At 33.1% G+C, this 24,158-nt stretch carries 21 protein-coding genes; 10 read left to right on the plus strand and 11 right to left on the minus strand.

Annotation, left to right across the window (positions count from 1 at the left end; translation table 11 throughout):
* Nucleotides 1–41 precede the first annotated feature (41 nt).
* The 7 genes from Q361_RS08895 to miaB all read right to left on the minus strand — a co-directional run bounded on the left by Q361_RS08895 (nucleotide 42) and on the right by miaB (nucleotide 5,389).
* Nucleotides 42–317, minus strand: a complete 276-nt coding sequence (locus Q361_RS08895; RefSeq protein WP_103726367.1) for a co-chaperone GroES — start codon at nucleotides 315–317, stop codon at nucleotides 42–44.
* A 156-nt stretch (nucleotides 318–473) separates the two neighbouring features.
* On the minus strand, nucleotides 474–806 hold the full coding sequence (secG, locus tag Q361_RS08900; protein WP_103726368.1) for a preprotein translocase subunit SecG: 333 nt from the start codon (nucleotides 804–806) through the stop codon (nucleotides 474–476).
* A 3-nt stretch (nucleotides 807–809) separates the two neighbouring features.
* Nucleotides 810–1,691: a hypothetical protein gene (locus tag Q361_RS08905; protein WP_103726369.1), complete on the minus strand. Its 882-nt coding sequence runs from the start codon at nucleotides 1,689–1,691 to the stop codon at nucleotides 810–812.
* 15 nt (nucleotides 1,692–1,706) lie between these two features.
* On the minus strand, nucleotides 1,707–2,219 hold the full coding sequence (locus Q361_RS08910; protein ID WP_103726370.1) for an LptE family protein: 513 nt from the start codon (nucleotides 2,217–2,219) through the stop codon (nucleotides 1,707–1,709).
* A gap of 1 nt (nucleotide 2,220) precedes the next feature.
* On the minus strand, nucleotides 2,221–3,483 hold the full coding sequence (locus tag Q361_RS08915; protein ID WP_103726371.1) for a sigma-54 interaction domain-containing protein: 1,263 nt from the start codon (nucleotides 3,481–3,483) through the stop codon (nucleotides 2,221–2,223).
* A gap of 44 nt (nucleotides 3,484–3,527) precedes the next feature.
* Nucleotides 3,528–3,899, minus strand: coding sequence for a GxxExxY protein (locus tag Q361_RS08920; RefSeq protein WP_103726372.1), 372 nt, complete (start codon nucleotides 3,897–3,899; stop codon nucleotides 3,528–3,530).
* 41 nt (nucleotides 3,900–3,940) lie between these two features.
* Nucleotides 3,941–5,389 (minus strand): tRNA (N6-isopentenyl adenosine(37)-C2)-methylthiotransferase MiaB, encoded by a 1,449-nt coding sequence (gene miaB / locus Q361_RS08925; RefSeq protein WP_103726373.1) that lies wholly within the window; start codon nucleotides 5,387–5,389, stop codon nucleotides 3,941–3,943.
* Nucleotides 5,390–5,504: 115 nt separating this feature from the next.
* On the opposite strand from miaB, the gene Q361_RS08930 reads away from it, so the two are divergent.
* From Q361_RS08930 to Q361_RS08965, 8 genes are all read left to right on the plus strand, one after another.
* On the plus strand, nucleotides 5,505–6,269 hold the full coding sequence (locus tag Q361_RS08930; RefSeq protein WP_103726374.1) for a hypothetical protein: 765 nt from the start codon (nucleotides 5,505–5,507) through the stop codon (nucleotides 6,267–6,269).
* Nucleotides 6,270–6,314: 45 nt separating this feature from the next.
* Complete coding sequence (topA, locus tag Q361_RS08935; protein WP_103726375.1) at nucleotides 6,315–8,807, plus strand: type I DNA topoisomerase; 2,493 nt, start codon at nucleotides 6,315–6,317, stop codon at nucleotides 8,805–8,807.
* Between the two features lie 3 nt (nucleotides 8,808–8,810).
* On the plus strand, nucleotides 8,811–9,962 hold the full coding sequence (locus Q361_RS08940) for a formimidoylglutamase (protein ID WP_103726376.1): 1,152 nt from the start codon (nucleotides 8,811–8,813) through the stop codon (nucleotides 9,960–9,962).
* A 229-nt stretch (nucleotides 9,963–10,191) separates the two neighbouring features.
* The gene (gene porK, locus Q361_RS08945) at nucleotides 10,192–11,604 is read left to right on the plus strand and encodes a T9SS ring complex lipoprotein PorK/GldK (protein ID WP_103726377.1); all 1,413 of its coding nucleotides are present in this window, start codon (nucleotides 10,192–10,194) and stop codon (nucleotides 11,602–11,604) included.
* Nucleotides 11,605–11,657: 53 nt separating this feature from the next.
* Nucleotides 11,658–12,305 carry a type IX secretion system motor protein PorL/GldL gene (gene porL / locus Q361_RS08950; protein WP_103726378.1) on the plus strand — a complete coding sequence of 216 codons (648 nt, stop codon included), beginning with the start codon at nucleotides 11,658–11,660 and terminating at the stop codon, nucleotides 12,303–12,305.
* A 56-nt stretch (nucleotides 12,306–12,361) separates the two neighbouring features.
* The gene (porM, locus tag Q361_RS08955) at nucleotides 12,362–13,900 is read left to right on the plus strand and encodes a type IX secretion system motor protein PorM/GldM (protein ID WP_103726379.1); all 1,539 of its coding nucleotides are present in this window, start codon (nucleotides 12,362–12,364) and stop codon (nucleotides 13,898–13,900) included.
* Between the two features lie 42 nt (nucleotides 13,901–13,942).
* Nucleotides 13,943–14,920 carry a type IX secretion system ring subunit PorN/GldN gene (gene porN, locus Q361_RS08960; protein WP_103726380.1) on the plus strand — a complete coding sequence of 326 codons (978 nt, stop codon included), beginning with the start codon at nucleotides 13,943–13,945 and terminating at the stop codon, nucleotides 14,918–14,920.
* 59 nt (nucleotides 14,921–14,979) lie between these two features.
* Nucleotides 14,980–16,047 (plus strand): NAD(P)/FAD-dependent oxidoreductase, encoded by a 1,068-nt coding sequence (locus Q361_RS08965; RefSeq protein WP_103726381.1) that lies wholly within the window; start codon nucleotides 14,980–14,982, stop codon nucleotides 16,045–16,047.
* On the opposite strand, the gene Q361_RS08970 is transcribed toward Q361_RS08965, so the two are convergent.
* Nucleotides 16,010–16,396 (minus strand): DUF983 domain-containing protein, encoded by a 387-nt coding sequence (locus Q361_RS08970; RefSeq protein WP_103726382.1) that lies wholly within the window; start codon nucleotides 16,394–16,396, stop codon nucleotides 16,010–16,012. The two genes, Q361_RS08965 and Q361_RS08970, sit on opposite strands and share 38 nt — an antisense overlap.
* A 65-nt stretch (nucleotides 16,397–16,461) precedes the next feature.
* On the opposite strand from Q361_RS08970, the gene Q361_RS08975 reads away from it, so the two are divergent.
* Nucleotides 16,462–18,375, plus strand: coding sequence for an ABC-F family ATP-binding cassette domain-containing protein (locus tag Q361_RS08975; protein WP_103726383.1), 1,914 nt, complete (start codon nucleotides 16,462–16,464; stop codon nucleotides 18,373–18,375).
* A 141-nt stretch (nucleotides 18,376–18,516) separates the two neighbouring features.
* Here the strand turns inward: Q361_RS08975 and Q361_RS08980 are convergent, their stop codons facing one another.
* Together Q361_RS08980 and Q361_RS08985 are read right to left on the minus strand one after the other, a co-directional pair.
* Nucleotides 18,517–19,533, minus strand: a complete 1,017-nt coding sequence (locus Q361_RS08980; RefSeq protein ID WP_245874623.1) for a GNAT family N-acetyltransferase — start codon at nucleotides 19,531–19,533, stop codon at nucleotides 18,517–18,519.
* Between the two features lie 205 nt (nucleotides 19,534–19,738).
* Nucleotides 19,739–20,218 carry a DUF1761 domain-containing protein gene (locus Q361_RS08985; protein WP_103726385.1) on the minus strand — a complete coding sequence of 160 codons (480 nt, stop codon included), beginning with the start codon at nucleotides 20,216–20,218 and terminating at the stop codon, nucleotides 19,739–19,741.
* Between the two features lie 71 nt (nucleotides 20,219–20,289).
* Here Q361_RS08985 and Q361_RS08990 point away from each other — a divergent pair, with 71 nt between their 5' ends.
* Nucleotides 20,290–20,937, plus strand: coding sequence for a response regulator transcription factor (locus tag Q361_RS08990; protein ID WP_103726386.1), 648 nt, complete (start codon nucleotides 20,290–20,292; stop codon nucleotides 20,935–20,937).
* An 83-nt stretch (nucleotides 20,938–21,020) separates the two neighbouring features.
* Here the strand turns inward: Q361_RS08990 and Q361_RS08995 are convergent.
* On the minus strand, nucleotides 21,021–24,158 hold a 3,138-nt coding region (locus tag Q361_RS08995; RefSeq protein WP_146046996.1), incomplete at its 5' end, for an Ig-like domain-containing protein.

Genomic DNA, 24,158 nt, shown 5'->3' on the forward strand with positions numbered 1-24,158 from the left:
ATTATTTTTTCAAGATTCTACTTTGAAATCCGAAATAAAATTTAGATTATTGCCAAAATGTCGTCTTCTCTCATGATGAGATAATCTTTACCTTCAAATTTTAATTCTGTCCCTGCATATTTACCATACAAAACAGAATCGCCAACTTTTACAGTAAGAGGTTGGTCTTTTTTACCATTGCCTACGGCAACAATAGTGCCTCTTTGTGGTTTTTCTTTTGCTGTATCAGGTATAATAATTCCTGAAGCTGTTGTGGTTTCTGCTTGTGCAGGTTCCACAATAACACGGTCTGAAAGTGGTTTAATGTGTAATGACATAGATTAATATTTTTTAAGTTAAGTATAAATTTTACAATGCTCTTCTTTCTAAAATTATGCCAAGTGATATAAACTGACAATTTTTCAGAATTAGAATAACAGAGATAAAAAAAATCCCGACACAGTGCCGGGATTTAATTTTGTTTTATTTGATGCTTATTTTTTCTCTGGAGTTGTTGCAGGTGTTTCTGCTGGAGTCGCAGGTTTTGCGTTTTGAATAGCTTCTTTATCTATTATTTTAGAAGTACTATCGGACATAACTCCAGTAAAGCTTAGACTTGATAATAAAATTAAAGCTATTAGTACAAAGGCTAATGTCCATGTACTTTTGTCTAAAAAGTCGGTAGTTTTTTGTACGCCACCTAACATTTGTGAACCTCCAAAAGAAGATGATAAACCTCCTCCTTTAGGGTTTTGTACCATTACGGCTATAATTAGTAAAAAACAAACTATTGTTATTAATACTACAAAGATTGAAAATGTACTCATTTGTTAATTGTTATTATTTTGTTGTAATTTTTTTATCTCTTCAATTCGGGATGCAAATAAACTACTTTTTTCTGGATATTTCAAAATTAATATTTGATATGCTTGAATTGCCTTTGAAAATTTCCTTTGTTCTAGATAAACTTTTGCCAAAGTTTCTGTCATTAAGTAGGTTTTGTCTTCTATTTTTGGTTCAAAACCCACTATTGGAGCATCTTTTGAAACAGGAGAAATACGAGGATTATTTTCTATAAAACGGTCTATAAGTGCTGCTTTTTTTTGTTTTTCTAATTCTTCTTCAGAAATTTCAGGTGTTTTTTTTGTTTCAGAGTTTGTTTGTTCGTCTGGCTCTCTTACAATGGGTTTAAAACGTGAAAGTTGTAACCATTCTTGAAATGAATGTTTTTCATCTTTGGTAAATGTTAATGGTTTTCCTAGCGCCAATTTTTCTTTGGCTTCTTCAACTTCAGGTGTTTCGTGTTTGGGTTCTGCTTTTTCTTCGGCGTTTTGAATGGTTTCTAGTACAGAACTTGTCATTACTTCTTGTGCAGAAGGCAATGGTTGTGTTACTCTTATTACTTCTACATCTGTTACAGAAATATTGAGTAATTCTTGAAGCTTTTGTTCGTATAACCCATTTTGTACGCTTACAAATTTTTCGGAAGTAATAAAATCAAAAAGAACACTTCTATCGGTTGTATATGCAGCAGTTACTTTAAGGGCATCATTGTATTTAAAGCTATCTTGATTATACAAATGTTTAAGTCGTAACACACGAGCCGATTGAAAATAAGGGAAATTAGCAATAACTTTATCCAAAGCCATTCCTTTGTATTCATTTACCGCATTGGGCTTATTTACTATATATGTATAATCGGTTACGTTCACTTTTTGTGTTTTATATTACCATTTTGCTAAAGATTCATTAAAAATGTCTTGCGTAATTCTGGTAAATATAATGTCAATATAATTGTTTAAAGTACTGCCTGTAGGCATTTGATTTCCTTCAAAATCATAAAAAAAACTGAATTTTTTTTCAAAATTGTCGCTTTCTTTTTTTCGGTTTATAAACCGCACATTTACTGTAATACTAAGCCTTGTTTGGGCTGCTTTTTGGTCAGCAGTAGCGGCCATAGGAGAAAAATTATAATCGGTTATTTCTCCTTCATACATTAAATCTCCATTGGTAGAGGTTAAATTTAAATTGGTTTGCCCCTGAAGAATATCTTGTAGTTTTAAGGTAAAATCTCTATCTATACCAGGTTCTACAAGATTGGCATGATTCATAAATCGGTTTACCTGAAAGGTTTTTGCGTCTATATTTCCTGTGCCTGTAAGGTTGTATTTAACACTGCAATTTGTAAAAATGAGTATTGTAAAAACAGAAAGGTAAATAATGTGTTTTTTAAAATTCATATTACAAATCGTATTGTTTAATTTTTCTGTAAAGCGTTCTTTCGGATATTCCGAGCTCATCGGCAGCGGCTTTTCTTTTTCCTTTATTTCGTTCTAATGATTTTTTTATCAACTCAATTTCTTTGGCTTCCAAGCTTAGTGTTTCCTCTTCTTCTACAGTTTCTGCCAATAGGTAGTTGTTGTCGTCTTCATCATCCTCAAAAACGGTTTCTTGTTCAAAGTTATGTTGAGGCATTACTTCTACTTTTGGTTCGTCAAAAATAGGCATTTTTTCTTCCTTAGTGCCATAAATTTTTTGAATAAGACCTTTATTATTTTCTTGTACTTTTGCTGTTCCGTGTTGAAGTAAGTCTAATGTGAGTTTTTTAAGATCGTTTAAGTCGCTTTTCATGTCAAAAAGAACTTTATACAAAATTTCTCTCTCGCTTGCAAAATCACTTTCCGATTGTTTGTCTTTTACCAAACTTGGTAAGTTATTTCCTGTTGTAGGTATATAAGACTTTAAGGTTTGAAGCGATACAACTCGATTGGGTTCTAATACAGATATTTGCTCGGCTACGTTTCGCAATTGCCTTATATTTCCACTCCATCTGTAATTTAAAAGATAGTTTACGGCATTGTCTTCTAGTTTTATAGGAGGCATTTTGTATTTGTGAGCAAAATCTGATGCAAATTTTCTAAATAATAAATGAATATCTTCTTGTCTTTCGCGCAATGGAGGCAGCGTTATTTCTACAGTGCTTAGTCTGTAATACAAATCTTCTCTAAACTTTCCTTTTGCAATGGCATCTTGCATATTTACATTGGTAGCGGCTACAATGCGTACATTGGTTTTTTGTACTTGCGACGAACCTACTTTTATAAATTCTCCATTTTCTAATACACGTAGTAATCGTACTTGTGTAGTAAGTGGTAATTCGCCTACTTCATCTAAAAAAATAGTGCCACCATTGGCTACTTCAAAATACCCTTCACGTGCTCCAGTAGCCCCTGTAAACGATCCTTTTTCGTGACCAAAAAGTTCAGAGTCTATAGTTCCCTCTGGTATAGCACCGCAGTTTACGGCAATGTATTTACCATGCTTACGATGTGATAAAGAATGAATTATTTTTGGGATACTTTCTTTTCCAACACCACTTTCTCCCACAACCAAAACTGAAATATCGGTAGGAGCAACCTGTATCGCTTTTTCTACGGCACGGTTGAGTTTTGGGTCGTTCCCAATAATTTCAAATCGTTGTTTTATGTTTTGAACGGATTCCATTTTTTTATTTTTTTGCCACGGATTAAAGGATTTTCTCGGATTAATTAAAATACTAATCTTTTATGTTGTAATGATTTGTTTTGAAAATTTACTAATAATCCAATTTCTGAATCTGAAAGTTTCATGTAATTCAATAGTTGTGCAGTATGTTCTCCTGAAAATTCTTTTACTGCTTTTACTTCTAAAACAATATCTTCATTTACAATGAAATCTGCATAAAATTTATGTGGTAATATTATTCCTTTATATTTGATTGAAAATTCTTTTTCTCTTTCAAAAGGAATATTATTTGCTTTAAATTCTATCTCTAAAGCATCTTTATATACAACTTCAAGTAATCCTGGACCAAGATTTCTATGAACTTCCATACAAACCCCAATAATTTTAAAAGTTTCTTCTTCTCTATAAAGTCTCATATCGAAATCCGTGTTAATCTTTTAATCCGTGGCTTGAATATTTAATTCATTATTTCGGAATATCCAACAGCTTCTCCAATTAAAGTAGCTGCAGTACAATCGGTTATTTTTACCATAACAAAATCGCCAGCTTTGTAATTTTCTTTTGGAAAAACTACTACTGTATTTTGAGAGTTTCTTCCGCTCCAGTGTTGGTCTGAGCGTTTAGAGTCTTTTTCTATTAAAACTTCTACTGTTTGCCCTACAAATCGTTGGGTTCTTTCTAATCCTAATTTTTGTTGTAAATTAATAATTTCGGTCAGTCTTCGGTTTTTTACTTCATTAGGTATATCATCAACAAGTTTGCGAGCGGCGAGTGTACCAGGTCTTTCGGAATAGGCAAACATAAATCCAAAGTCAAATTTACATTGCTCCATAAGCGTAAGCGTGTCTTGATGATCTTCTTCGGTTTCTGTTGGAAAACCTGTAATCATATCTTGCGAAAGAGAAATTTCGGGTATAAGTTCATAAATTTTAGAAACAAGATCTAAATACTCCTCACGTGTATGTTGTCTATTCATTTCTTTTAATATTCGCGTACTTCCACTTTGCACAGGTAAATGAATATATTTACAAATATTATGGTGTTTTGCCATAGTTTGTATTACTTCTAGGTGCATATCTTGTGGGTTTGATGTAGAAAACCTAAAACGCATTTTTGGAAACTGCGCTGCACACATGTCCAAAAGTTGAGCAAAATCTATAGCTGTAGCTTTCTGCATTTCGGTTGCTTTGTCAAAATCTTTTTTAAGTCCGCCACCATACCATAAATAGCTGTCTACGTTTTGCCCAAGTAATGTAACTTCTTTAAATCCTTTGTTGTATAAATCTTGAATTTCAGATAAAATACTTTTGGGTTCACGGCTACGCTCTCGACCTCTAGTAAAAGGAACTACACAAAATGTACACATGTTGTCACAACCACGAGTAATAGATACAAAAGCATTTATTCCGTTGCTATTGAGTCTTACTGGAGCAATATCGCCATAAGTTTCTTCTTTAGATAAAATAACATTTATAGCATCTCTGCCTTCTTCTACTTCCGATAATAGATTGGGTAAGTCTTTGTAAGCATCTGGGCCAACAACCATATCTACTATTTTTTCTTCTTCTAAAAATTGATTTTTCAAACGTTCTGCCATACATCCCAAAACACCTACTTTCATGTTTGGATTTATTTTTTTTATGGCATTGTATTTTTCTAAACGTTTTCTTATGGTTTGTTCGGCTTTATCTCGTATAGAACAAGTGTTTACTAATACTAAATCGGCATCTTCTAGGTTTTGTGTAGTGTTATATCCATTTTCATATAAAATAGACGCGACAATTTCGCTGTCAGAAAAATTCATTTGACAGCCATAGCTTTCTATAAATAATTTTTTGTTGTTTTCTTTTTTCTGTTCAAATACCAAACTTTGTCCTTGAACTTTTTCGTCTATAATTTTTTCCATAAAAATGAATTCGAAATTTTCGAACTGCAAATATAATACTAAAAATAAAAATATGACAACTTGACAGTTTATGTTTAACAAAAGATTTGTATAATTGCAAAAAAACATTAGAAACATGAATTTTACAGCATTAAAAGAAAAAATTAGCCAATCTCAAATTGTAAACTTTGGCGATGTATTAAATGAAACATTTGAACTTTTCAAAAAAACTTGGCTTCAAGGAGTACTGCTGGTTGTGGTATTATTTGTATTAATCTTTGCATTAGAGATGCTTGCTTTTATACCCCTTGCAGGAGTTGTTAGTGCTTCAGAACTTATTTCTCCAAACGCCATGAAAGATTTTCCTTTAACCACTATATTGCTGGTGTTTTCTGTAATTATTACCTTTATATGTGCTGTAATGACAATAAGTAATGCTCTTATGGCGGGTTACTACAGGTCTGTTAAAGCTATAGATTTAGGAGAATCTTCAGGAAGTGATTTAATGTATTATTTAAAATCAAATTATCTATTAAAATCGTTTAAGGTTTCATTAGCGCAAACAGGAATTATCATTTTATGTTACATAACTTGTTTTGTACCTATTGTTTATGTTATGGTACCTGTGAGTTTTATTGTAATTGCCTTTGCTTTTAATCCAGATTTTAGTACAGCAGAAATTCTTAAAGTGTCTTTTGCTATTGGAAATAGAAATTGGGTTAATGCTTTTTTTCTTAGAATTGTTACCAGCATCCTTGCAATGTTGGGTATAATAGCTTGTGGAATAGGTGTTTTGGCTACTTTTTCTATTGCGTTATTGCCACAATATATTATTTATAAAAAGGTAGTAGGCTTTGATAATAGTTCAGAAATTGACACTATAGGAAGTAAAGTAGAATAGTTTTAAATAAAAATTCTACTTTTGCCGAAATAATAAAAAATACAAATGGCAAAAAATTTAGTAATTGTTGAGTCACCTGCCAAAGCTAAAACGATAGAAAAGTTTTTAGGAAAAGATTTTCAGGTAGAATCTAGCTTTGGGCATATAGCCGATTTACCTTCCAAAGAAATAGGTGTAGACATCAATAATAATTTTAAACCGAAGTACGAAGTTTCTTCGGATAAAAAAGCATTGGTTAAAAAACTAAAAGATTTGTCAAAAAAAGCCGAAATGGTTTGGCTTGCTTCCGATGAAGACCGAGAGGGAGAAGCAATATCTTGGCATTTGGCTGAAGAGTTAAAATTAAATCCTGAAAAAACAAAAAGAATTGTTTTTCACGAAATTACAAAGTCAGCTATTCAAAAAGCTATCGAAAACCCTAGAGGGATAAATTATGATTTAGTAAATGCGCAACAAGCACGTAGAGTACTCGATAGATTGGTAGGGTATGAACTTTCTCCTGTGCTTTGGAAAAAAGTAAAAGGGGGACTTTCTGCAGGTAGGGTACAGTCTGTTTCTGTACGTTTAATTGTAGAGCGTGAAAGAGAAATTCAAAATTTTGCTACTACAGCGAGTTATTCTATTTCGGCAGAATTTGTTAATGCAGACAATAAATCTGTAAAAACAAAACTCAATAAAAATTTCAAAACAAAAGAAGAAGCATTGGCTTTTCTTCAAAAAAATGTTGATGCCGAGTTTAAAGTAGCATCTTTAGAAACCAAACCAGCCAAAAAATCACCAGCAGCACCGTTTACAACTTCTACATTGCAACAAGAGGCGGCTAGAAAGCTGTATTTACCCGTAGGGATTACCATGCAAATAGCGCAACGCTTATATGAAGCAGGACTTATTACCTATATGAGAACCGATAGTGTAAACCTTTCTCAAGAGGCGATAGAAGCTACTAAAAATGAAATAGTAAGTTGCTATGGTAGTCAATACAGTAAACCTCGAAATTTTGCAACAAAGTCCAAAGGTGCTCAAGAAGCTCACGAAGCAATACGTCCAACAGATATGTCTTTGCATAACGTTGCGCTCGATAGAGACCAAGCTCGACTATACGATTTGATTTGGAAAAGAACAATTGCTTCGCAAATGAGCGATGCCGATTTAGAGCGAACAATAGTAAAAATTAATGCAAATACACATGCAGAAGAATTTAACGCTTCTGGAGAAGTAATAAAATTTGACGGTTTCTTAAAAGTCTATTTAGAAAGTAATGACGATGACGATGAAGAGCAAGAAGGAATGCTTCCTGCATTAAAAATAGGAGAGAAACTGACAAGTAAAAATATTACAGCCACCGAACGTTTTACCAAACCAGCTTCTCGATACACAGAAGCATCATTGGTAAAAAAACTAGAAGAATTAGGTATCGGGCGCCCTTCTACATATGCGCCGACAATTTCTACCATTATCAATAGAAACTATGTAGAAAAAGGAAATTTTGAAGGAAAAGAAAGAAAATATCATCAGTTAGTTCTTGTAAATACAGCAATTGAAGAGCAAGTTTTAACAGAAAAAGTAGGTTCAGATAAAGGAAAGTTAGTTCCTACAGATATTGGTACCATTGTAAACGATTTTTTAGTAGCCAACTTCGACACCATTTTAGATTACAATTTTACGGCAAAAGTGGAGCAAGATTTTGACGAAATTGCCGAAGGAAATGAAAATTGGACTAAAATGATGCAAGATTTTTACAATCATTTTCATCCGATAGTAGCCAAGGTAGAAACCACTGCCGAGAGAGAAACAGGAGAAAGAATATTAGGAAAAGATCCAAAATCTGGAAAACAAGTTTCAGTACGTTTAGGTAAATTTGGTCCTATGGCGCAAATAGGTGCGGCAGATGATGATGAAAAACAATACGCTAGTTTACGAGCCGATCAAAATATTTCAAATATTTCTTTAGAAGATGCTTTAAATTTGTTTCTACTTCCAAAAATACTAGGCGATTACAATGGAGAAACAATAGAAGTAAACAATGGTCGCTTTGGACCTTATGTTAAATTTGGAACGCAATTTATTTCTTTACCAAAAGGCGAAGATCCATTGGATGTTACTTTAGAAAGAGCCAAAGAACTTATAGGTGAAAAAGCCAAAGCAGATGCGCCTATCGCTCAGTATCAAGGGTTGCCAGTTCAAAAAGGAGTAGGTAGATTTGGGCCTTTTATCAAATGGAATAATCTATTTATTAATGTAAATAAAAAATACAATTTTGATTCTCTTTCTCAAGATGATGTAAACGCTTTGATAGAAGAGAAAATCCAAAAAGATATAGATAAAATTATACACAACTGGAAAGAAGAAGGAATTGTAGTAGAAAAAGCCCGTTGGGGCAAGTCTGTTATCATAAAAGGTAAAACCAAAATTGAACTTAATAAAGATGTAGATGCATCGCTACTTACTTTAGATCAAGTAAAAAAGATTATAGAAGATAAAGCGCCAGCCAAAAAGGTTGCTACAAAAAAAGCGACTACAAAAAAAGCAAAAAAATAAACTATGGGTTTCGATTTTCTTACGCCAATAGATATAGATTTATTAATCGAATTAAAGCAACTTACTACGCAACATTTGGCGAGTAAAGTTGTTTTTCATTCTGAAAGTGAATTCCCCGATGTTAAAAAAATCGATTTAGCGATCATTGGAGTTTTAGATAATAGAGGTAAGCAAAATCAAATAAAAACGATAAATTTAAGCCATTTTAGAAGAAAATTATACAGCTTATTTCCAGGTAATTGGAAGTTAACTATTGCTGATTTTGGAGATATTTTGCCAGGAGAAACTATATCCGACACTAATTTTGCTTTGCAACAAGTTGTGAGCGAATTAATTAAGAGTAATGTAATTCCTATTGTAATTGGCGGTTCGCAAGATTTAACCTATGCTTTGTACAGAGCCTACGATACTTTGGAACAAATGGTAAATCTAGTTGCTGTAGATTCAAAATTTGATTTTGGCAAGCAAGAAAACATCTCTTTTGCACATTCTTACATGTCAAAAATTATAGTAGAAGAACCTAATAATTTATTTAATTACAGCAATGTAGGTTATCAAACCTATTACAATTCGCAAGAAGAAATAGATTTAATAGAAAAAATGTATTTTGATGCCTACCGTTTGGGTGATGTATGTCAGAATATTGCTATTGCTGAACCTGTTTTTAGAGATGCAGATTTAGTAAGTATCGATATGAATGCTGTAAAATCTGCCGACTCGGGTAATATTTCAGAGTTTGAGCCTAATGGATTTAACGGAAAAGAAATTTGTGCTTTAACACGGTATGCAGGGCTTAGCGATAAAGTAAGTTGCTTAGGTGTCTTTAATCATTTTGGAAGCGAATTAGAGTGTATAATAATTGCACAAATGGTGTGGTACTTTATAGAAGGAGTACATTTTAGATCGAATGAATACCCTTTTGGAACAAAAGAGAACTATTTAAAATATATTGTTCCTTTTGAAAATGAGGAAATTATATTTTATAAAAGCAATAAAACAGGCCGATGGTGGATAGAAATACCATTTTTATCCAACACACACAATAAATTAAAAAGAAATACGTTATTACCTTGTACGCACGAAGATTATTTATCTGCCTGCAATCAAGAGTTTCCAGAAAGATGGTGGAAAGCACAAAGAAAAAATTTACTTTAAGTGGTGAAATGGTGTATAAAATTTAATGTTTACAGTAATTTATTGTTAAAAATTCATAGAATTGAATGTTAAAAATGATTTTGTTGTGTATTTCATTTAAAAAATTGAAAAAATATACTACTTTTGCTCTTTAAGACAAAAAATTAGAAATAAATAATTGTTTTTTTAAAAAATAATAAATAGGTTTACGGCCTCAAAAAAGATAATATAATTAACCCCTAAGAATAATATGAAGAAGTTCATTGCATTTGCATCTGTTTTAACTCTTTTAGTAAGCTGCGGTAAAACCAGCGATAAAGGCGAATTAGTAGGAGTAAAAGGTAAAAAGTGGCATCCAGAAAAACCGTATGGAATGACACTTGTTCCTGGTGGAGCTTTTATAATGGGTAAGTCAGATGATGATTTAGCTAATGTTCAAGATGCGCCTACAAAAACAGTAACCGTAAGATCGTTCTATATGGACGAAACTGAAATTACTAATAGCGAGTACCGTCAGTTTGTAGAGTGGGTAAAAGATTCTATTATTAGAGTTCGTTTGGCTATTATGGCTGAAGATACTGGGGCTAAGCCAGGTTCTGGTAAAGGTAAAGGTGGAGGTATCGGCGATTTTGCTTTTGCAGATCAAGACCCTGCTAAAATGACGCCTTACGACAAATATATGTATGAAAACTACTATAGCGTAGGTTCAGATGATGATCCGTATGCTGGTAGAAGATTAAATAGAAAAGCAAAATTAATTACAGATACAAAAAAATACCCAGACGAGCAATATGTTGAGGTTATGGATTCTATGTATTTACCACCTTCAGAAGCTTACAATGGGTTAAGAACTATAGATGTAAATAAATTGGTTTTCCGTCATTCTTGGATGGATATTCAAAAAGCAGCTAAAGCGAAAAAAGGGAAACGTTCAGATTTTATCAAAACAGAAGTTACTCCTGTGTATCCAGATACAACAGTTTGGATTAAAGACTTTGCTTATTCTTACAATGAGCCAATGCACAACGATTACTTTTGGCATCAGGCTTATGGAGATTATCCAGTAGTAGGTGTAAATTGGAAACAAGCCAAAGCTTTTTGTGCTTGGAGAACATTAAATAAAAATGCGTTTATCAAAGCAAAACAAAAAGGAAGAAACCAAATCAATTCATTTCGTTTACCTACAGAAGCTGAGTGGGAATATGCGGCTCGCGGAGGTCTAGAGTCTGCTACTTACCCTTGGGGAGGTCCTTATACAAAATCAGATAGAGGATGCTTTTTGGCTAACTTCAAACCGAATAGAGGAGATTACGCAGCCGATGAGGCTTTGTATACTGTAGAAGCTAAATCTTTTGCTCCAAATGCTTATAACTTGTACAATATGTCGGGTAATGTTGCAGAATGGACAGATTCTTCATACGACGCTTCTGCATACGAGTATGTTTCTACTATGAACCCTAATGTGCCTGATACTTCAAACAAACGTAAAGTAGTAAGAGGAGGTTCTTGGAAAGATGTTTCATATTTCTTACAAGTAGGTACTCGTGATTTTGAATATCAAGATACAGCTCGTAGCTATATTGGTTTTAGAACTGTTCAAGATTATATGGGTACACAAACTACTGGAAATGGAAAATCAAAAATTCCTTCTAGAAAAAGATAAATTTTAACTAACTATTTTTAAATATTAACTTAACTAACTAAAAATTTTTTATTATGGGATTATTATCACCTAGAGTTATGAATTTTGCCTATGGTATGGGGGCAGCTGTAGTAATTGTTGGAGCATTGTTCAAAATTGCTCACTTTGAATTAGGTCCTCTTACAGGTACAGTGATGCTAACAATTGGATTATTAACTGAGGCAGCTATTTTTGCTTTGTCAGCTTTTGAAACCCCTCCAACGGAATTAGATTGGTCTTTAGTTTATCCTGAATTGGCAGGTGGGGAAGCTAAGCCAAGAGCTAAAAAACAAGAAGAAGCGACAGAAGCACAAGGTTTACTTTCTCAAAAATTAGACAATTTATTAAAAGATGCTAAAATTGATGGTGAATTAATGGCAAGTTTAGGAAATAGCATTAAAAACTTTGAAGGTGCGGCAAAAAATATTGCTCCTACAGTAGATTCTGTAGCTTCAACTAAAAAATATGCTGAAGAAATGACTAAAGCAGCTACACAATTGGAAACTTTAAATTCATTATATAAAGTACAATTAGAAAGTGCAGAAAGAAACGCTCAAATTAATAATGAAGTTGCAGAAAACAATTTAAAATTAAAAGATCAAATGCAATCTTTGGCATCAAATCTTTCAACATTAAACAATGTTTACGGAGGTATGTTGTCTGCTATGAGTAATAAAGGATAATTGGTTTAAAAACTTTAATTATCAATTTTAACTAATTTTAAAACTTATTACACAAAATGGCAGGAGGAAAATTAACCCCTAGACAGAAGATGATTAACCTGATGTACTTGGTTTTCATCGCAATGTTGGCAATGAATATGTCAAAAGAAGTGCTTTCAGCTTTTGGTTTAATGAATGAAAGATTTGAAGGAGCAACGATTTCAGCTTCGTCTACAAATGAACAAATGCTTCAAGCTTTAGATACAAAGGCAGCTGAATCAAAAGGAGAATTTGTTGCATCAGCAGCTACAGCTCATAAAGTTGAAGCGGCAACTAAGAAATTTTATGATTTTATAGGAACTTTAAAATCAGAGGTTCTTAAAGGTGTTGAGCCAGAAAATGGAAAATTACCATACGAAGCAATGGACAAAGCAGATAATTTAGACCATAGTTGGTTTACTGGTGATGGTTACACGCAAAAAGGAAATGAAGTAATTGCTGCTATACAAGCTTATAAAAATGATATGAAGGCAGCATTGTCTGATAAGAAATATGCTCCTATTTTAAAAGAGATTGACTCTAAGTTTAACCTGGCAGATGTTGCTAATAAAGAAGGTATAAAAATTAAATTTTTGGATTACCACTTTAAAGGGTTTCCAGCAATTGCTTCTTTAGCAAAGTTATCTGCTTGGCAAAATGATGTTAAAAAAGCAGAGTCAGATGTTATTAGTTCTGCACTTGGTAAGGCTGCTGTAAGTGAAGCTTCTTATAGTAAATTTCAAGCTATTGTAGCTTTAGATAAGAATGTTTATTTTCAAGGAGAGCCTGTTACAGGTAAAGTGGTTTTAGGTAAATATGACCCTAATGCTGGTAATAATTTTGGAAATTTTAAAGGTCCAGGTAAACTAGTTAATGGTCAGGCTATTATATCTACAACAGCAGGTGCTATTGGAGAGCAAACAATTTCTGGTTCTTTTAGTTTTACTGAAGATGGAAAAAGTATACCTTTAAAATTTGAAGGCAAATATGTAGTAGTACCTCGTCCAAATTCTGCTAATATTTCTGCAGATAAAATGAATGTAGTATATAGAAATTTACCAAATCCTATGACTATCTCTTTTGCAGGTATATCAGATAATAATGTAAATGCTTCTGCTCCAGGTTTATCAAGAGCTGGTGGTGCTGGTAAATACATGCTTACTCCTGCTGGTGGAAACGAAGTTACTGTTTCTGTTACAGGTAAAATGGCAGATGGGAAATCAGTTTCTGATAAAAAAGTATTCAGAATTAAAAACGTTCCTGCTCCTGCAGGTGCAGTTGCTGGAGAAATAGGAAATGTAAAAGGTTCTAAATCTAGACTTCAAGTGGCTTCTGTAGAAGCAAAACTTCAAGATTTTGCTTACGACTTGAACTATCAAGTAACGCAATTTACTTTAAAAGTTCCTGGTCAAGCAGCTGTAGTTGTTAATGGAAACAGAATGAATGCTCAATGTGTAGCTGCTCTTGCAAGAGTTACACGTGGTGATGTAGTTTCTATTATAGATATTAAAGCAAAACCAGTAGGTTATAACTTTATGGCTGGAAAAATTACTCCAGTTGTTTGGGAAGTACAATAAAAACAGACTTTATATAAGTCAAAATACAATAAATAGTATATAATGAAATTCAGAAACCTCTTTTTAACTTTAGTTTTATCTTTAGGAGTTACTTCAGTTTGGGCTCAAGCCAATTTGCTCAATTCTAAAGTTCCTTCAGAAATTGGAAAGAAATCAGCAGCTCAGATGGAATCTGACAACGATAAGCCACTTCCGTATGGTTACGTTGATGATAGAGATGTTCTAATGGGTAAAACTGTTTGGGAATTAATCGATCTTGACGAGCGTATAAACTTTCCATTATATTATCCAATAGACACGATGTCTGTAGGTAAAGATAGAAGATCTCTTTTTACAGTTCTTTTGAATGGTATTAAGTCTGGAAAAATAACTGAGGTTTACGCTGATGATTATTTTAATACTAAAAAGACGTTGTCTGAAATGTCTTCTTCTTTTAAATTTATTGATACTACTCAAGCAGGTTTTGATATCGTAAATTCTGAACCAGAAGCTTATAAAGGGGGTACTAAAGAAGTAAGAAAGAAAGTGGGTAGACAATGGGTTACAGAAACTGTTACCGTACCTGCTAGTAAAACTCTTGATCCTCAATTTATTGAAGTGAGAGAGCTTACAGCTCAAGATATTTCAGGTTACAAAATAAAAGGATATTGGTATTTTGACAAGCGTCAAAGTGAATTAAAGTACAGAATGTTAGCTATATGCCCTGTTGCTCCAGAAGCACGGGAAATAGGAAGTGAAAATCCTGATGTTATTGAATTGTTCTGGATTTATTTCCCTGCTGTTCGCAATGTGCTTCACGAGGCCAAAGCTTTCAATGATAAAAACTCTGCGATGCCTATTACATTTGACCATTTGCTTAATGCACGCCGTTTTAATGGTGTTATTTACAAAGAAGAAAATGTTTATGGCGATAGACAAATCCAAGATTACATGAAAGATAATGCTCAAATGCAGTTATTAGAATCTGAAAGAGTAAAAGAAAAGATTCGTAATTTTGAACAAGATATGTGGAATTATTAATCAATAGATTATAATTTTTTAAAAAGAACTCCTACCTTTGGTGGGAGTTTTTTTATTTTATGTTAGATTATATCATCGTTGGTGGCGGGTTGGCAGGCATTGCTTTTGCCGAATTTTGTAAAAAGAATAATAAGAAGTTTGTTTTAGTTTCAGATTCTTCAGAGAATTCTTCAGTTATTGCTGGAGGTATGTATAACCCTGTTGTATTAAAACGATTTACACCGATTTGGCAAGCAGCAGAGCAAATAAGTTTTGCTAAAGAATTTTATACCCATTTAGAGTCTGAATGGAAAGATTCATTGTATCATGCACTACCATTATACCGTAAGTTTGTTTCTGTAGAAGAGCAAAATGATTGGATTATTGCTTCAGACAAACCTGTTTTACATTCTTTTTTACATGACAAATTTATAGCCAATGTAAATCAATATATCCCTTCAGATTTTGGTTTCGGACTTGTAAATGATTGCGGTTATTTAAACACAACACATTATTTGTCTCGCGCCATTAATGAACTAAAAAAGCATAAATGCTTTCTATCAGAAACCTTTTGTTATGATCAAATTGTTTTTGAAAATGATTATATTATCTACAAAGCATTAAAATCTAAAAATGTAGTTTTTGCAGAAGGTTTTGGTATGCGTAATAATCCTTTTTTCAAATCATTACCTCTTGATGGTACAAAAGGAGAAGTGTTGTCTATTTATGCACCCGATTTAAAATTGGATAGTATTGTTAAATCATCGGTATTTATTATGCCATTAGGTAATGATTACTATAAAGTGGGAGCAACTTACAATTGGCAAGATAAAACAGATATTCCTACAGAAGAAGGTAAACAAGAATTAATTGCAGAACTTGAAAAATTAATATCTTGTGATTATACCATTGTAAATCATTTTGCTGGAGTACGTCCTACTGTAAAAGATAGAAGACCGTTGCTAGGTACACACCCTGTTTATAAAAACTTACATGTACTTAATGGTATGGGTACACGCGGTGTTTTGCTTGCACCTTTTATGGCAAAGGCACTATTTGATTACTTGGAATATAATGAAAAATTGGACAAAAATATTTCTATAGAAAGATTTAAAGATTTTGTTTCCAATTCTTATCAAAATGTATAAACATATTGATGTATATATTTCTCGATAAACGAGCAATAAGTGGTGTACAAACAATTAAGTCTACAGCAATGGTAATAAATGAAGTAAGTAAAGTTGTTTGAAGAAATAACCTTGATATTACAAAAAAAGCTACTCCAAAAGCAATCGAAAGAGCATAACTAACATACATAGCGCCATAAAAAAAAGAAGGCTCTATTTTGTATGTGGTGTTGCAGTGGCTACAAGTTTCATGCATTTTGTATAAATTGCCAAGATGATAAGGGTTTTTATCAAGATACATACTTTCTTCGTGACATTTTGGACAACTTCCTGTTAAAATACTATATAGTTTGGTTCCTTTTTTTAACATTTGCAAAAATTTACACAAAAGTAATTCATAAAGCAGTTTTATCTGTAACATTTGTAACAAAAATTATGTTAAACATTCACAATTTATCGGTTTCTTTTGGAGGAACTTATCTCTTTGAAGAAGTTACCTTTCGTTTGGGAGCAGGCGATAGAGTAGGTTTAGTTGGTAAAAATGGTGCTGGAAAGTCTACCATGTTAAAAATTCTTTCGGGAGATATAAAACCAGATACAGGTAGCATTGCTACAGAAAAAGAAATTAGATTAGGTTTTTTGCGCCAAGATATCGATTTTGAACAAGGAAGAACGGTTTTGGAAGAAGCCTATCAGGCCTTTGAAGACATACGTAAAATAGAGATTCAACTAGATGATATAAACCACCAATTGGCAACAAGAACCGATTATGAATCGGAATTGTACCATGAATTGATAGAAAAGTTAAGCGATTTAACCCATCATTATGAAATAGTAGGAGGTTATAATTATGTTGGTAATACCGAGAAAATTTTACTCGGATTAGGGTTTAAGCGTGAAGAGTTTAACAACCAAACGTCTACTTTTTCTGGAGGTTGGCGTATGCGTATTGAATTAGCAAAACTCTTGCTACAATCTAATGATATTTTACTACTCGATGAGCCTACCAACCATTTGGATATTGAAAGTATAATTTGGCTCGAAAGTTTCCTTAAAAGTTTCTCAGGGGTTGTGGTTATTGTTTCTCATGACAAAATGTTTTTGGATAATGTAACCAATAGAACCATAGAAATATCTTTGGGCAAAGCTTACGATTTTAATAAACCTTATTCGCAATACCTTGTTCTTAGAGAAGAAATACGCGAGAAACAATTGGCAACACAAAAAAATCAGCAGAAAAAAATTGAAGAAACCGAAAAACTTATAGAGAAGTTTAGAGCCAAAGCATCAAAAGCTTCTATGGCGCAATCGTTGATAAAAAAGTTAGATAGAGTTGAGCGTATAGAGGTTGATGAAGATGATAATTCGGTAATGAATATTTCATTTCCTGTTTCGCAAACACCAGGTAGAGTTGTTGTTGAAATAGATCGTGTAACTAAAAAATACGGTAGCAAAACCATACTCGAAAACATTTCGTTGTTGGTTGAACGAGGTTCTAAAATTGCTTTTGTAGGACAAAATGGACAAGGTAAATCGACACTTATTAAAGCTATTGTAAATGAATTTGAATATTCTGGCACCATAAAACTTGGGCATAATGTGCAATTGGGCTATTTTGCTCAAAACCAAGCAGAGTATTTAGATGGAGAAAAAACATTGCTCGATACAATGCTCGATGCCGCTACAGATACCAATAGATCTAAAGTGCGCGATATGCTTGGAGCTTTTTTGTTTAGAGGTGATGATGTAGAGAAAAAAGTTAAAGTACTTTCGGGAGGTGAGCGCAATAGGCTGGCTTTATGTAAACTTTTATTGCAACCTATAAATGTGTTGTTGATGGACGAACCTACCAATCATTTAGATATAAAATCTAAAAATGTATTGAAGGCTGCCTTACAAAAATATGAAGGAACTTTACTTTTAGTGTCGCACGATAGAGATTTTTTGCAAGGAATGGCTAATGTGGTTTACGAATTTAAAGATCAAAAAATAAGAGAATATTTGGGCGATATTAACTTCTTTTTAGAGCAACGCAACGCACAAAATATGCGTGATATTGAAAAGAAAGATATTCCTGTACAAAATGTATCAAAAGAGGTAAAAAATAATGTTTCGTACGAAGATCAAAAAAAATTAAAATCACTACAAAATAAACTAAGTAAAGTAGAGAGTCAAATTCAGCAGTTGGAAAAAGAAATACAAGCAGACGACAAAGAATTGGCTTCCAATTATGATAAGCATATAGAAAATGCCACATTTTTTATGGCATACGAAAAAAGGAAAAAAGCACTCGACGACTTGCTTTTAGAATGGGAAAATATACAACTAGAATTAGAGAATTTTAGCTAAATAAAGCTGTGAAAAATTCGTAAACAATAGTTAGTATTAAAGTCATAAATTTTACAATAGCAGCTATCATAATCAGTTTATTTTATGTAAAAATAAAAAAAATAGTTTTGAGAATCTTTTTTTTAACGAAAATTAACAAAGCTATTCTTTAAACGGATTTCTTTCTTTCCATAGTACTTCTGGCTCAAGCCTTTTAAATAAATAGGGTAAACACCAATTCATAATTTTGTATTGGTGTTTTATAAAGCCATACATAGTTTGCGGTTTGGCACCTACTGAACTTTTTATTTCTAGCGCTGTTCTACCAAACACAATATGTTTAAAGTGTTTGTGAATAGAATAGCCTATCATGTCATAAAGCATGTTTAGGTAAAGCATTTTCTCTTTTTGAAAGGCTTCGTTGTAACCTAAAAAATAGGTTTCCATTGTGTTGCCGTTTTTGATTAATGTGTTAAAACCAACTAATTTTTCTTCAACAAAATATCCGTAAAAGCAAAAATCGTCTTCTAATTTTTCTTTGAGTTCTATAAAATGATTTTTAGCTAAAAAAAAGGTGTTGAAAGGTGCATTTTGTGCAACATAATGATAAAGGTTGTAAATGGTATCGTTGTATTGTGAAATGTCTTTTAGACTAAAACGTTTTTTAAGTACACCCTCTGATTTTTTTCGAGCTCGTTTGTATTGATCTCTGTATTTTTTTTGTAGAGCATTTATATAGTCGTTTTCAGTTTTCCAAGTATCGGAAATTGTAAACAACATATTTGGTTGAATGGTAAAAGGATAGTAATTAGTAAAAATAGTATTGTTGATTTGACTTTTAAAATCTTCGCTAAAATCTTTTATAGTAGTAATATGAACGCGAATGCCTTGTTTTTTTAAATCATTGCGTATATCGCCTAAAATACTGTTTAGATATTGCAAAACACGATTGTTGTTAGATTGAACTTTAAAAGCACCAAAATTTTCACCTGTAAGCATATTGTTTCCTACAAACAAAACATGAGAGCAAAAATGTTGAAAAAAGAATTTTCGCACAGAAGCTCTAAAGCATTTATCCCTGTCGCCAAAAGATTCTAATTTTTGTACATCAAGAATTTGAAGTATAAATATTGCCTCTAGTTCTTGGTTGTTGTATATGCCAAGAAAGTAGCAAGACATATTGGTAGGGCTAGAGTTCTCGAGCACTTGTAGATATTTTCGAGATAAGAAAATAGTTGAGCCAGCAAGAGAATCCCATTGTGAGTCAATCTGCGAAACTTTTGAAAATAATTTATAGGAATACAAAACAATAAGGATGATTTTTTTAAAATAAAAACGCTCTAGCCAAATTTAGGTTAGAGCGAAATTATACTATGATAAATTTTTATTTCATAGCGCAAATAATAGCGCCCATAATCATGCAAGTAACTACCCAGTAACCGCCAGATACCAAAACGTATTTAAAGCTTCTTCTCTCAAAAATTGCTCCTACACCTACCACAGGCAAAGCAAAAAATAAACCGCTCATAAAGCCATGTAGAGCGCCGTGTTTTAAAGTTCTGAAAGCATTTTGATTTTCTTGTGTCATAAATACTTTATAGGCTTCATTGTTTGGATTTCCACCAACAACTCCCAAAACACCATATTGATGAATTACTAAAAATTGAATAATGAATGCAATGAAAAACGCATAAATGAAAGCTCCAAAAAGTATCAAACCCATATTAGGCTTCTTAGCATCATCAAATTGAATGCCTGCTTCTCTCATCCAAATAGTACCAAATACTTTTGGGTTATACCAAATAAAACCAACTACCAACGAAGAAAAAGCAGCTAGTAAAAGTGCAATAAAATTAATATTCATGATTTTTTGTATTGATTAGTACTACAAATATATAAATTTGTAAAAAATATTTGACATTTTATTTCTGTACTATGAACAATATCCAAAAAAATATAGTAGTTGTAGACGACTTTTTAATTGTAAGAAAAGGAGTTGAACTTATAGTGAAAGAAAGTTTGCCTTTATGTAATTTGTTTTTTGCAAAAACATACGACGAAGTTTTGGAAGTGTTAAAAACTATAAAAGTAGATTTAGTGCTTCTAGATATTAATATGTATGGTGAGGAAAATGTATTGATTATGTCTCAAATAAAAGCATTACAGACTAAATGTAAAATATTGGTTTTTACTTCTTATGATGAAAAGAAATATGGTGTAAGGTATGTAAAAAATGGAGCCGATGGTTTTATTAACAAACTTTCTACCGATCAAGAATTACTCTCGGCTATACTTTCTGTATTAAACAAAGGAAGCTATTACAGTGATACTCTTAAAAATTTATTAGTAAAACTTAATGATGAAAGAGAAGAATCTGATACTGTTTTACTTGATAAACTTTCCAACAGAGAATTTGAAATTTATAATTTACTTATAAATGGTTATGGAAATTTAGAAATATCAAATAAACTTAATATTCACATGTCTACAGTGAGTACATTAAAGAATAGATTATTTAAGAAATTAAAAGTGTATAATATTGTAGAATTACTCGAGTTTGCTCAAAAACAATCTAATCTATAAAAGAAAAAGAGCTAAATCAATGCAGAAATTTAGCTCTATTTCACCAACTATTAAAAACTTACAAAGTTCAAATAAAATCTTATTTATCGTTTCAAACTAAAGTGTGATTTAAATACTTTAGGTTGATTATTTTCTGTGTATTCAATAACAAACCAATAATCTGAAGCAGGTAATAATACACCGTTTGCAGTGCCATCCCACGACTGATATGGGTTGTTTATAATGCGTACTACAGCATTGTATCGGTCAAAAATTGTTATTTTGCTATTACCAAGCAGATTCATGTTTTTAATGTACCAAGTATCGTGTACACCATCGCCATTTGGAGTAAAATATTTTGGATAATTTATTACAAAAGCCGTTATGGTTTTATCCACACATCCTTCAGGATTTTTTATCGTTATTGTGTGGGTTCCTGTGGCAACATTTTCAAATACATTACTTGATTGAAATGGACTGTTGTCTATACTGTATATAAATTCATTTGGATTAATATTTCCTTTCGGAATAATAGTGATCGATTGATTGTCTTCGAAGTAATCAGATACTTCAAAAATCACATCAGGCTGTTCGATTGCTCCTACATTTACAGTTACAGGATCAGAAATACATCCTGTTATTGTATTTTGTGCTAGAATAGTATAATCACCAGGAATAGTTACGGTTAAATTAGCACTTGTTCCTACAACATTACCTAGTTGATCCATCCATGTAAAACTATGTTGTGTAGCGTCTAGATATGAATGTAAAGTAATAGCGTTTACAGCTAGTCCAGTGGTAGGGTCTATACAAAGTTTACCTGCCAATGGGTTTGGTTTTGGTAAGTTGAATATAGTAATATAATAATTTGATTGTGCTGTGGTTCCACAAGGAGAATTACCTGTAACGGTATAGGTTATCGTAACGTTTCCAGATTTTATAGCATGTACAATACCATTGTTGTCTACTGTTGCTATAGCATTGTTAGACGATGACCAAGTTCCTGATGATATTGTAGAACTTAATGTAGTAGAATCGTTTACACACAAATACGAAGTTCCCGAGATAACACCTGCGCTAAGACTATTGTAAATAGTAATTTGAAACGAGGCTATGGTTCCACTACAAGTTCCATTTCCAGGTAAGGTGTAGTATATCGTTGCCATTCCTGTGTTTATAGCTTGTACTTGTCCTGTAGATGTTACTGTAGCTATAGATGAATTAGAACTAGACCATGTACCCCCAGCTATAGATGCCGTTAATAGCGTATTTGTGTTTACACACAAAGTATTATTCCCTTGTATTGTAGCTGTAGGAATCAAAGGTTTTACAATAATCGATTTTGTAGAATTTACACTAGGGCAAATTCCATTTCCGTTTAAGGTATAAGTAATGGTTACATTTCCAGATGAAACAGCTGTGAGTAAGCCGTTATTATCTATGGTTGCAATATTTACATCCGATGAAGCCCAAAATCCTCCTAAAACGCTAGAAGTATAAGAGGTGCTATTCCCTATGCATACACTATTTTGTCCGTTAATAACCCCTGCGTTTAATGCACTTTGGATAGTAACAACAATAGGAGTTCTGGTGCTTTCGCAGCCATTTTGAGTTTGAGTTGCATAATAAGTAAATGTTCCAGCTATAGATGTATCAGGTATTGGGGCAATGGCGCTACCTACACCTCCCGTAGCACTTGTATACCATTTAATATTATTACCTACTGCACTTAATGCGACAGGCGTGCTATTTTGGCAAGTGTTTATAGGGCTATTTACTGAAGGTGCAGGTGTTGCATTAATACTAAAAGTAGCCGTAAAATAAGATCCACTTGTGTTATAAATGTATTTTGTTGTGTCACACATAGTAGCAGAACAGTTCGAGCCTGTATAGCTATAGTATACTTCAAGAATGTAGCTGCCACTACATAAGCCTTGAGTTAAGTCTACGTTGATGTTGTAGTTTTTCCATTTTTGATCATTCGTTCCACAAGGTCCAAATCCATCTTCAAAAGTGTCTTGTAGACCGTCACTATTTGTGTCAATACAATTTGCAATGATTGGCAAATTCAAATTATTAAATCCACTAGGAACAGCTGTATTTTGATAAATTCTATAATACATTTTTGCAGAGCAAACATTTCCAATAGATTTATGGGTTTTTATTTCCCCAGAAGTTATTTTTAGTGTGCCAGAATTTGGATTGAAGTTTCCTAAATTTTGGTTGATTAAATAATTTCCACCCGGATTTATTTCATTTTGTATAGCCGTAGTAGTTTCAGAAGATTGTGCGGTAGTATTAAATGTTGTATTACTATTGTTTATTGCAAGCGTAATTGCAGAGGCATAAGAGTAGAAACCATCATTTAAAATAGTAACAGTAACAGGTGTTCGAGTGCTTTCGCAACCATTTATTGTTTGTGATGCGTAATATGTGGTATTATTAGTTAGGATGGTGTTTGATGGTAATGAAATATTTGTTGTAGTATTTGCGTACCAAGTGATTGATGTTCCTGTAATTGCTATATTGGATAATGTTGGATTTGTTTCCGCACAAAATGTTTGATTATTGTTAGCAAATGGACTGTTAGTAGATGATATAGTAATAGTATAATGCGAGACCACGGCAGGACACGCGCCCGAAGCAGGGATAGTATAATCGATAGAGACAGAACCAGCAGCTACAGCCGTTACAACCCCCGAAGCAGAAACCGTAGCAATAGCCGTATTGGCAGATGCCCATGTACCACCCGATATAGAAGCGGTTAAAGTTGATGTACTACCGACACAAAGCGTATTAGTACCCGAAATCGTAGCAGGCGAACTCGGACTAGTTACGGTTATGGTATAATGCGACACGACTGCAGGACACGCGCCCGAAGCAGGCAGTGTATAATCGATAGACACAGAACCCGAAGCTACAGCCGTTACAACCCCTGAAGCAGAAACCGTAGCAATAGCCGTATTGGCAGATGCCCATGTACCACCCGATATAGAAGCGGTTAAAGTTGATGTACTACCAACACAAAGAGTATTCGTACCTGAAATCGTAGCAGGCGCACTAGGATTAGTTACGGTTATGGTATAATGCGACACCACGGCAGGACACGCACCCGAAGCAGGGATAGTATAATCGATAGACACAGAGCCCGAAGCTACAGCCGTTACAACCCCTGAAGCAGAAACCGTAGCAATAGCCGTATTGGCAGAAGCCCATGTACCACCCGATATAGAAGCGGTTAA

Source organism: Flavobacterium croceum DSM 17960, assembly GCF_002917885.1.
GTDB lineage: Bacteria > Bacteroidota > Bacteroidia > Flavobacteriales > Flavobacteriaceae > Flavobacterium > Flavobacterium croceum.